6 protein-coding genes and 1 pseudogene are annotated in these 11,034 nt (G+C 69.6%); 3 read left to right on the top strand and 4 right to left on the bottom strand.

All coding sequences use genetic code 11. The features are described from left to right. Positions 1-1,819, top strand: a 1,819-nt coding sequence (locus tag VLG41_RS14815; protein ID WP_325350165.1) for a PAS domain S-box protein, incomplete at its 5' end; no start/stop codon positions are given. Continuing rightward, positions 1,816-2,301, top strand: coding sequence for a response regulator (locus VLG41_RS14810; RefSeq protein WP_009519829.1), 486 nt, complete (start codon positions 1,816-1,818; stop codon positions 2,299-2,301). The genes VLG41_RS14815 and VLG41_RS14810, both read left to right, overlap by 4 nt. 117 nt (positions 2,302-2,418) lie before the next feature. Here VLG41_RS14810 and VLG41_RS14805 read toward each other — a convergent pair. After that, positions 2,419-4,233, bottom strand: a pseudogene (locus VLG41_RS14805) (carboxyl transferase domain-containing protein); the annotation flags it as partial. Positions 4,234-4,265: 32 nt separating this feature from the next. Continuing rightward, complete coding sequence (locus VLG41_RS14800; RefSeq protein WP_239478184.1) at positions 4,266-4,571, bottom strand: RNA recognition motif domain-containing protein; 306 nt, start codon at positions 4,569-4,571, stop codon at positions 4,266-4,268. A gap of 269 nt (positions 4,572-4,840) precedes the next feature. On the opposite strand from VLG41_RS14800, the gene VLG41_RS14795 reads away from it, so the two are divergent. Continuing rightward, on the top strand, positions 4,841-7,753 hold the full coding sequence (locus tag VLG41_RS14795; RefSeq protein ID WP_325350164.1) for a sensor domain-containing protein: 2,913 nt from the start codon (positions 4,841-4,843) through the stop codon (positions 7,751-7,753). Between the two features lie 99 nt (positions 7,754-7,852). Here the strand turns inward: VLG41_RS14795 and VLG41_RS14790 are convergent, their stop codons facing one another. Together VLG41_RS14790 and VLG41_RS14785 are read right to left on the bottom strand one after the other, a co-directional pair. Continuing rightward, positions 7,853-9,211 (bottom strand): glutamine synthetase family protein, encoded by a 1,359-nt coding sequence (locus tag VLG41_RS14790; protein WP_325350163.1) that lies wholly within the window; start codon positions 9,209-9,211, stop codon positions 7,853-7,855. 70 nt (positions 9,212-9,281) lie between these two features. Further along, a partial coding sequence (locus tag VLG41_RS14785) for an L-glutamate gamma-semialdehyde dehydrogenase (protein WP_325350162.1) occupies positions 9,282-11,034 on the bottom strand: 1,753 nt, incomplete at its 5' end.

Below are 11,034 nucleotides of genomic sequence, written 5' to 3'. Positions count from 1 at the left end.
CCAGGTGGCGCTGCTGGAATCGCGCACCAGCCGCATGCTGCAGGACGACGCGCTGGAGGGCGTCGAGTACGAAATGCAGCGGCGCGACGGCACGCGCTTCTACGCGCTGCTGTCATCGGCCGCCGTGCGCGACGCGCAGGGAAACTTCCTGCGCAGCAACACCACGGTGGTGGACATCACCCGCCGGCGCGCCGCCGAAGACGCGCTGCGCCAGCAGCAGTACTTCCTGCAGTCCATCACCGACCGTGTCCCGGGGCTCATCGCCTACCTCGACGCCGGCCTGCACTTCCGCTTCGCCAACGCCGAGCACCTGCGCGTCTACGGCATGGATCCGCAGCGCATCGTGGGCCAGCACCTGAGCCGCTGCGTGGCGCCGGACATCTGGGCCGACATCGAACCGCGCATGGCCGGTGCGCTGGCCGGTACCTCGCAGCACTTCGAGGCCTGGCGCCGCATGCCCGACGGCACGCCGATCTTCATGAGCGCGAACTACCTGCCCGACCACGGGCCGGACGGCAAGGTCCGCGGCGTGTTCGTGCAGATCATCGACATCACCGAACGCAAGCGCGTGGAGGAGCGCGTCAACCACCTCAACGAGGAGCTCGAGCAGCGCATTCAGGAACGCTCGGCCGAGTTGCTGGAAAGCGAGCAGCGCTTCCGCCTCATGGTGGACAACCTGCGCGACTACTGCATCTTCTTCCTCGATGCCAACGGCTTCATCACCGACTGGACCGACAGCGCGCAGCGCATGGACGGCTATTCACCGGTGCAGATGCTGGGCCGCCACTACGGCGTGCTGTTCGACCCGGTGGATGAAGCGGCCGGCCGCGCCGACGCCGAACGCATGCTGCGCCTGGCCGCCTCGCGCGGCCAGCACGACGTGCAAAGCTGGCAGTTGCGCAAGGACGGTTCGCGCTACTGGTCGCACTCGGTGCTGATCGCGCTGCGCGACCAGCGCGGCGACCTCAAGGGTTTCGCCAAGATCAACCGCGACATGACGGACGCCAAGCAGCTCGACGACCTGATGCGCAACATCAACGACGAGCTGGAAAAGCGCGTCGTCGAGCGCACCGAGCAATTGCTGGCAGCCAACCGGGACCTGGAATCCTTCTCCTACTCGGTGTCGCACGACCTGCGCTCGCCGCTGCGCCACATCTCCAGCTTCGTGAGCCTGCTCGAAGAGCACCTGGGCCTGCAGCGCGACGAGACCACCACGCGCTACCTCACCACCATCGGCAACTCGGCGCGCCACATGAGCCAGCTCATCGACGGCCTGCTGGCGTTCTCGCGCCTGGGCCGTGCGGCGGTGAACATCGCGCCGGTCGATTTCAACCACCTCGTCAGTGCCGTGGTCGCGCAGATCGCGCACGACACCGATGGCCGCGTGGTGGACTGGCAGATCGCGGCGGACCTGCCCATCGTGCACGGCGACGCCCTGCTGCTGCGCGAGGTCTGGGCCAACCTGCTGGGCAATGCCTTCAAGTACTCGCGACCGCGCGAGCGCGCCATCATCGACGTGAGCTGGCACCTGGACCCGGTGCGCGGTTACACCTTCTCCGTGCGGGACAACGGCGTCGGCTTCGACACCAAGTACGCCCAGAAGCTCTTCGGCGTGTTCCAGCGGCTGCACCGCGCGTCGGAATTCGAAGGAACGGGCATCGGTCTTGCACTCACCCGTCGTATCGTCGAACGCCACGGTGGCAGCATCTGGGCGGAAAGCCGCCTGGGTGAAGGCAGCGTCTTTCATTTCACTCTACCGATCGATGGCCCGCGGGCCGCCGATCCCACCGATTCCATGCCGGCCCCCCTGGAACCATGAACAAGACCGCCGATGCGATTCTTCTCGTCGAGGACAACCCCGACGACGCCGAGCTCACCAAGCTCGCGCTGTCGCGCCACGGCCTCGACGGCCGGGTGACACACGTCTCCGATGGCATGCAGGCGCTGGACTACCTGTTCCGGCGCAACCAGTTCGTCAACCGGCCGGGCAGCAACCCGGTGCTGGTGCTGCTCGACCTGAAGATGCCGCTGCTGGACGGCATCGGCGTGCTGCGGGAGATCAAGAGTTCGGATGTGCTGCACAACATCCCCGTGGTGGTGCTCACCTCGTCCACCGAACCCAGCGACCTGCTGCGCGCTTACGACGCCGGCACCAACGCCTACATCGCCAAGCCGACCGAGTTCTCGCAGTTCCTCAGCGCCATGAAGCACGTCTGCGAGTTCTGGGTGAACATCAACCAGACCGCGCCGCCGCTGGCCACCGCCGGCGTGCGCAGCACCGGCTTCGGCGAGCTGTTGTGAACACCCCCGCCGCGCTTCGCGCGACCCCCTCAAGGGGGCGACACCAGCGGCCTGGCAAAGCCAGTTCCGCGGTGTCTCTGGGTTGAGGCCCCTGCGCTCCGGGCGCCTCGCCCGTCCTCACCAGGGATCGACCGTTCGCACGGCGGGTCCGTCGCGCAGCTTGGCGCCTTCCAGCCCGCGCAACAGCCAGGCCCGCGTGTCCGCCGGGTCGATCACCGCGTCGATCTCCAGTGTGGTCGCCATCGGGATCGCCGCGCCCTGGGCGATCTGGCGCGCCAGCAGTTCGTCGAACAGCGCCTGGCGCTGCGGGCCTTCGGGCACGGCCTCCAGCTCCTTGCGGTAACCCAGGCGCACCGCCCCTTCCAGGCCCATGGCGCCGAATTCGGCCCCCGGCCAGGCCACGGTGAAGCCCGGCGCGTGAAAACCACCGGCCGTCATGCCCATCGCCCCCAGGCCGAAACCCTTGCGCAGCACGACGCTGAAGAAGGGCACACGCAGCGCCGCCGCCACGACGAACAGGCGGCTCACGTGGCGCACCTGCGCGCGGGCCTCCACTTCGGGGCCGACCATGAAGCCCGGCGTGTCCACCAGGCTCAGCAAGGGCAGACCATGCGCGTCGCACCAGCGCATGAATCGCGCCGCCTTGTCGGCCGCGTCGGGGTCGATGGCGCCGCCCAGGTGCTGCGGGTTGTTCACCAGCACGCCCACCGCGCGGCCCTCGAAGCGCGCCAGCGCGGTGTGGATGCCCAGGCCGAAGCCCTCGCGCAGCCAGACCACGCTGCCTTCGTCGGCCAGGCCCTCCAGCACCCCGCGGCTGTCGTAGCTGCGCGAGCGGCTCGCGGGCAGCGCCTGTCGCAAACGCTCCAGCGGCGGCGGTGGCACCGGCGCCACGCGCCCCTGGAAGAAGGCCAGACAACGCCGCGCCGCCGCCACGGCCTGCGCCTCGTCGTCCACCAGCAGGTCGATCACGCCGCTGGCGTGCTGCACGTCGGCGGGTCCGATCGCCTCCGGCGGGAACCGGCCCAGGCCGCCGCCCTCCACCATGGCCGGCCCGCCCATGCCGATGTTGCTGCCGCGCGTGGCGATGATCAGGTCGCAGCAGCCCAACAGGGCCGCGTTGCCGGCGAAGCAGCGGCCGGCCGCGATGCCGATGCTCGGCACGCGCCCCGACAGGCGCGCCATGGCCGCGAAGGTGCCCACGTGCAGGCCCGCGACGATGGGCATGTCCGTGTCGCCGGGGCGCCCTCCTCCGCCTTCGGCGAACAGCACCACGGGCAGGCGCTGGTCCAGCGCGATGCCCAGCAGGCGATCGGTCTTCTGGTGGTTGCGCATGCCCTGCGTGCCGGCCAGCACCGTGGCGTCGTAGGCCAGCACCGCCGTGCGGGCGCGCTCGGCCCCGAACAGCGCGCCGTTGACCGAGCCGATGCCCGTGACCATGCCATCGGCCGGCGTCTGGGCGATCAATTCGGCTTCGCTGCGGCGCGTGGCCTGCGCGGCCACGGCGAGGGCACCGTACTCGATGAAACTGTCGGCGTCGCACAGGTCGGCCAGGTTCTCGCGCGCGGTGCGCAGGCCCAGCGCGTGGCGGCGCGCCACGGCCTCGGGGCGGGCGGCATCTTCAGTGAACGCCAGCCGCTCGCGCAGGCGGCGCAACTCGTCCCGTTCGGGGGGCGCTGCCTCGGGCGCCGAAGCCGGGATGTCGCGCCGCGGCGCCTGAATCGCCGCCGCGTCGATGCGCCAGAGCGGGTCGCCCGCATCCACCGAGTCGCCCGCCGCGACGAGGCACTCGGCCAGGCGCCCGTCGCGGTCGGCCCGCAGCTCGTGCTCCATCTTCATGGCCTCGACCACGAGCAGCGGCTGGCCCTGGCGAACCGCATCGCCCGGCTGCGCCAGCCACTGGACGACCTGGGCCTGCAGCGGCGAACGCAAGGCTTAAAGGGGGTGGGAGCGGGCCCCGGGGCCGCTCAGTAGATGTCGGAGTCGCACCACTGCGACGAGGGGCCGAAATCGTTCTGCTTGCTGGGCACGTTGAGGTTGAGCACGAACACCACCTCGCCGCCGAAGCGGCCCACGCCCAGGGTCTTCATGAGCTGCTGCTCCTGCTCCGGCCGCTCCATGCGCAGGAAGCAGATCGCCTGCTTGGTGCCTTCGTGCATGGCCGTGAGGATGTCCAGGCGCGAAATGCGGCCGAATTCGCTGCACAGCTGGTGCAGAGCCGATTTCAGGCTGGATACGTCGTTGTGTTGACGGAGTTCTGCGAGTGCGCTCACCTTGCGGGCTCCCCCATCCTGTCGGATGTCAGTGGTGGACATGGCTTGCATGGAGTGTGTCCGGGACTAGGGCTGCACCAAAGACAATGGGTCGGATCCTAGAGCAGAGGCTACAAAAAGTCACAAGTCAGTTACAAAAATCCGTCGCCACGCAGCGTGGCGTGCGGTAGTTCACGGCCGCTTGCCGGTGGCGCGGAACGCCGAAGTGGTTCGCGTCACGCCAGGCCCGCTATCCTAAGGCCATCATGCGCGCCGATCGATACCCAAATGTGCAGGTTTCCGACACCGCCCGGCTCCCTGAAGCGCGCGAGGCGTTCGACCGCATGGCCCACCTGGCCGCGCGCGAGGGCCGCGGCGCCGCCGCGCTCTTGCTGGAACGCTCGGATACAGGTGTTCGTGCGCTGGGCCGGGCCGGGCTGGACGCGCCCTTGGAGGCACTGGCCCTCGAGATCGCCAGAACCCTGGGGCCGCAGGAGGTCTGGGTGGGCGACACCAGCCGCGAAGCGCGCTGGGTGCCGCTCGACCTGGGGCGCGGCCGCCGCGCGATCCACCACCTGCACTGGCTGCCCCTGAACCGCGCGCCGGGCGCCTTCCTGCTGCTGCTCGATCACCAGGCGCGGGACGAACGCCGCAATGAGATCGGCATCGGCCTGGTGAGCGAGATGGCGGCCGATCTCGTGCTGGCCATGCGCCACCAGCGCGAACTGGTGATGGCGCAAGTGGCCCTGCAGCGCCGCCACCAGGGGCAGATCGAGCTGGTGGAACGCACGGCGGGCCTGGGCAGTTGGTCGGTGGAAACCGACGGCGAACGGGTGGACTGTTCAGCCGGCCTGCTGAGCCTGCTGGGCATCGTGCCCGAGGCGGCGCCGCGCACGCTGGAGGACCTGCTGGCGCACCATGCGCCCGAATGGCGCCAGGGCCTGCGCCAGCGCCTGGAGCGCTGCGCCGCCAGCGCCGAGCCCTTCGACGAGGAAGTGCAGGTGCTGATCGAGTCGAGCGGGCCCAAGTGGGTGCGCACCGTGGGCGCGGCCGTGACGGACGAGAACGGCCACCCCGTGCGCGTTCAGGTCACCGTGCACGACATCTCGGCCACCAAGCAGGCCCAGCAGGAAACGCTGCGCCTGGCGATGCGCCTGACGACGACGCTGGCCAGCATCACCGAGGCCTTCGTGACGCTGGACCGGCAGTGCTGCTTCACCTACCTGAACCAGGAAAGCGAGCGCCTGCTGCAGAAGACCACGGCCGACCTGCTGGGGGTGGAGGTCTGGCACGGCTTCGCACCCGCGCTGGCGCAGCGGCTCAAGGAGCACCTGGGCCGCGCCCTGCAGACCAACCGCCGCGTCGAGCTGGAGGACTGGTTCGCCTCGCTGGGCAAGTGGCTGGAGGTGCGGGCCTACCCCTTCGCCGAGGGCCTGGCCGTGTACTTCCGCGACGTGACCGAGCGACGCCGTTCGCAGGAGCAGCTCATGCTGCTGGAGACCAGCGTGGCGCGGCTCAACGACATCGTGCTGATCGCCGAGACGGGCGCGCAGGAATTGCGCAGCGAGCCCAAGATCGTGTTCGTCAACGACGCCTTCGAGCTGCACACGGGCTACTCGCGCGCCGAGGTGCTGGGCCAGTCGCCCGGCATGCTGCTCGACCTGGATCCGGCGGTGTCCAAGCTGCGCGAGATCTCGCGCGGTCTGCGCGACACGCAGAAGGCGCGCACCGAGCTGATGGTGCGGCGCAAGAACGGCGCACTGTTCTGGGTGGAGCTGGAGGTGGTGTCGGTGCAGCCCAGCGCCGACGAGGTGACGCACTGGGTGGCGGTGGGGCGCGACATCACGCAGCGCAAGACCGCCGAGGACATGATCCGCCACCTGGCCTTCTACGACCCGCTGACCGACCTGCCCAACCGCCAGTTGCTGCTCGACAAGCTGCAGCAGGCGCTGAGCGTGAGCGCGCGCAGCGGCCAGCACGGCGCGCTGCTGTTCATCGACCTGGACAACTTCAAGATCCTCAACGACACCCTGGGCCACCAGATGGGCGACCAGTTGCTCAAGAAGGTGGCGCAGCGCCTGGCCGCCAGCGTGCGCAAGACCGACCTGGTGGCGCGCCTGGGTGGCGACGAATTCGTGGTGATGGCCGACGACCTCAGCCCCAGCCCGGTGGCGGCGGCGCACAAGGCGCGCGTGCTGGCCAACAAGGTGCTGCAGACCCTGCGCGAGCCCTTCGCGCTCACCGGCCACCAGCACTTCGCCACGCCCAGCATCGGCGTCACCATCTTCCACGGCACGCAGGCCGACGTGGGCGAGCTGCTCAAGCAGGCCGACCTGGCGATGTACCAGGCCAAGTCCATGGGCCGCAACACGCTGTGCTTCTTCGACCCTTCGCTGCAGGCGGAGATGAGCGAGAACGCGCGCACCGCGTCCGACCTGCGCGACGGCCTGCGCCGGCGCGAGTTCGTGGTGCACTACCAGCCGCAGGTGGACAAGGCCGGCATGATCATCGGCGTGGAAGCCCTGCTGCGCTGGAACCACCCCGAGCGCGGGCTGCTGTCACCCATCGCCTTCATCCCCGTGGCCGAGGACACCGGACTGATTCTGCCGCTGGGCCTGTGGGCGCTGGAGACGGCTTGCGGGCAACTGGCGGCGTGGTCGAAGCGGCCCGAGACGGCCAACCTCAGCATCGCCGTCAACGTGAGCGTGCGCCAGTTCCGCCACCCCGATTTCGTGGACTCGGTGATGGCCTGCATCCGAGCCAGCGGCGTCAAGCCGCAGCGCCTGAAGCTGGAACTCACCGAGAGCCTGCTGGCCGACCGCATGGAGATCACCATCGAGAAGATGGGCATGCTCAAGTCGCTGGGCGTGACGCTCTCGCTGGACGACTTCGGCATGGGCTATTCCTCGCTGTCGCTGCTCAAGCGGCTGCCGCTGGACCAGTTGAAGATCGACCGGGCCTTCGTGGCCGACGTGCTGACCGACCCGAACGACGCGGCGATCTCGCGCGCCATCATCGCGCTGGCGCAGTCGCTGAGCCTGCAGGTGGTGGCCGAGGGCGTGGAGACGATCGAGCAGCGCGACTTCCTGGCGTACCAGGGGTGCGACCAGTTCCAGGGGCACCTGTTCGCCAAGCCGCTGCCGATCGAGGCCTTGGATGCGCTGTTGTCGAATCCTGTGTCTGGGATGGTGGTTGTCGGCTGAGCTTTCTCCGGCTGCACCTCGCTGGTTTCTCGCTCACACCTCGCGGGCTCGCGGCCACTGGGTGCCTTGCTCCGCGAATGTCCCCCGGAGAAAAAACGCTCAGACGTTGAGCAACAGAAACCTCCGCTCCCAAGGACTCACCACGTCGAAGTACTCCCGGTACTCCGTGTCCTTGATCGCCGCATACGTCTGGATGAAGTGTTCCCCGAACAGCTCCACCAGCGGCGTGCACTGCATGAGCTTCTCCACCGCGTCGTCCAGATGGCGCGGCAACTGGTGCGGCTGCTCGTAGGCGCTGCCCGACAACGGCTCGGTGGGCTTGAGGCCCTGCTTCATGCCCAGGTACCCACAGGCCAGGCTCACCGCCAGCGCCAGGTACGGGTTCACGTCCACCCCCGCCAGGCGGTTCTCCACCCGCCGCGCCTGCGGCACCGAATGCGGCACGCGCAGGCCACAGGTGCGGTTGTCGTAGCCCCAGCTCAGGTTGATCGGCGCCGAGGTGTAGCGCGACAGGCGCCGGTATGAGTTGACGTAGGGCGCGAAGAAGGCGATGGCCGCGGGCAGATAGGTCTGCAGGCCGCCGATGAAGTGGAAGAAACGATCCGAGGCCTCCCCGTCCGCACGGCTGAAGATGTTCTTTCCATCGGCCATGCCCACCACGCTCTGGTGGATGTGCATGGCGCTGCCCGGCTGACCCTGCATGGGCTTGGCCATGAAGGTGGCGTACATCTGGTGGCGGATGGCCACCTCGCGGATGGTGCGCTTGAAGAGAAAGACCTGGTCGGCCAATGGCAGTGGGTCGCCGTGGTCGAGGTTGATTTCCATCTGCGCCGTGCCCATCTCGTGGATCAGCGTGTCGAGCTGGATGCCTTCGGCCTCGCACCAGTCGTACATGACGTCGAAGATGTCGTCGTACTCGTTGATGGCGTCCATGGAGAAACTCTGCATGCCCGCCTCGGTGCGGCGCGTGCGGCCCACGGGTGCCTTCAGCGGGATGTCCTCGTCGGGTTCGACCTGCACCAGATAGAACTCCATCTCGGGCGCGACGATCGGCCGCCAGCCTTCGTCCGAGTAGAGCTGGAGGATGCGGCGCAGCACGTTGCGCGGCGACAGGTCCACGGACTTGCCGTCGAAGGAGAAGCAGTCGTGAATGATCTGCGCCGTGGGCTCCTTGGCCCAGGGCACGGGGCGCAGCGTGGACGCGTCGGGCAGCAGCTGCATGTCGGGGTCGGCCACCGAGGTGTAGTCCTTCTCGGGGTAGTCGCCGGTCACCGTCATCGTCAGCACGGCCTCGGGCAGGCGCAGGCCCACGGCCGGGTCGTACTTGTGGCGCGGCACGATCTTGCCGCGCGCCTGGCCCGCCATGTCGGGGATCAGGCACTCGACTTCGGTGATGCGGTGCTCGTCGAGCCACTGCTGGATGCGTTGCGGGTCGCTGCTCGTCGGTGTGTCGGCCATGGGGCGTCGCGGGTGGAAAGGGATGGCCGCGACTGTACGCCGCGCCCCGCCGCCGCGAACGGGCCGCTTCTCACGCGCTGAACAGCGCCACGTTGCCGCCGGCCGCCGTGGTGTTGATGGTGAGCGTCTGTTCGGCGCAGAAACGCGGCAGGTAGTGCGGCCCGCCGGCCTTGGGGCCGGTGCCCGACAGGCCCTCGCCACCGAAGGGTTGCACGCCCACCACGGCACCGATGGTGTTGCGGTTGACGTACACGTTGCCCGCGCGCGCCTGCGCGGCCAGCGCCAGGGCGCGGCTGTCGATGCGGGTCTGCAGGCCCAGGGTGAGGCCGTAGCCCAGGGCATTGACCTGGGCGATCACGTCCTTCGGGTCGCCGCGCCAGCGCAGCACCTGCAGCACGGGGCCGAAGATCTCTTGCGAGGCCTCGGCGACCTGGCGGATTTCAAAAATTTGCGGCGCGACGGTCTGCGTGGCCGCGTCCTCTCTCCCGGTCAGCAGCGCCGCCGCCGTGGTGCGCAGGCGCGCCAGGTGCCGCGCGACGCCATCGAAGGCCTCGGCATCGATCAAGGGGCCGACGTCGGTGGCCAGATCGGTCGGATCGCCTACCACCAGCGCCTGTGCGGCGCCGCGCACCATGTCGAGCACGCCGTCGGCGATGGACTCGTGCACGCACAGCAGTCGCAGCGCCGAGCAGCGCTGGCCCGCGCTGCGGAAGGCGCTTTGCACCACGGCATCGGCCACCTGCTCGGGCAGGGCGCTGCTGTCCACCAGCATGGCGTTCACGCCGCCGGTCTCGGCGATGAGGGGAACGATCGGGCCGTCCTTGGCCGCGAGCGCGCGCTGAATGGCCTTGGCCACGGGGGTGGAGCCGGTGAAGGCCACGCCGGCCACGGCCGGCTCGGCCACCAGCGCGGCGCCCACGGTCTCGCCCGGGCCATGCAACAGTTGCAGCGCCTCGGCCGGCACGCCGGCCGCGTGCAGCAGGCGAACGGCCTCCTGTGCGATGGCGGGGGTCTGCTCGGCCGGCTTGGCCAACACGGTGTTGCCCGTGACCAGCGCCGCCGCCACCTGCCCCGTGAAGATGGCCAGCGGGAAGTTCCAGGGGCTGATGCAGACCCAGGCGCCGCGTCCGTGCAGGCGCAGGGTGTTGCGCTCGCCCGTCGGGCCGGGCAGTTCCACAGGGGCCAGCAAGCGCTCGGCCTCGGCCGCGTAGTAGCGCAGGAAATCCACCGCCTCGCGCACCTCGGCGATCGCGTCGGGCCAGGTCTTGTGCGCCTCGGCCACGAGCAGGGCGCACAGCGGCGGCAGTTGCGCCTGCATGGCGTCGGCCGCGCGGCGCAGGATCGCGGCGCGCTCGGCGACGGGGCGGTGGTTCCAGGCAGCGAAGGCGTCCGCGGCGCGGCGCGCGGCGACGTCGACCTCGCCCGGCCGGGCCTCGGGCACCCGGGCCACGCTCACCTGGCGCCAGGCATTGAACAGCCGCTCGCGGTGCACGGCCACGCTGGGGTCCAGGCCCTCGCTGTTGGGTCGCTGCACGCCGTACAAGCGCGCGGGCAAGGCGAAAGCGGGTTCGCCGTCCTCGCGCGCGCAATGGTCGACCGGCGATTCGAGCAGCGCATCCAGGCCCACCGATTCGTCGGCCAGCTGGTGCACGAAGGAGGAGTTGGCGCCGTTCTCCAGCAGGCGGCGCACCAGGTAGGCCAGCAGGTCGCGGTGCGCGCCCACGGGGGCGTAGACGCGGCAGCCCACATCCGATTCGCGCAGCACCTCGCGGTACACGCCCTCGCCCATGCCATGCAGGCGCTGCAGCTCGAAGCGCGTGTGG

This window comes from Hydrogenophaga sp. (assembly GCF_035481345.1).
In the GTDB taxonomy this organism is placed as follows: Bacteria; Pseudomonadota; Gammaproteobacteria; order Burkholderiales; family Burkholderiaceae_C; genus Hydrogenophaga.
The sequence above is the reverse complement of the archived record's forward strand: the minus strand, read 5'-3'. Positions and strand labels throughout refer to the sequence as shown.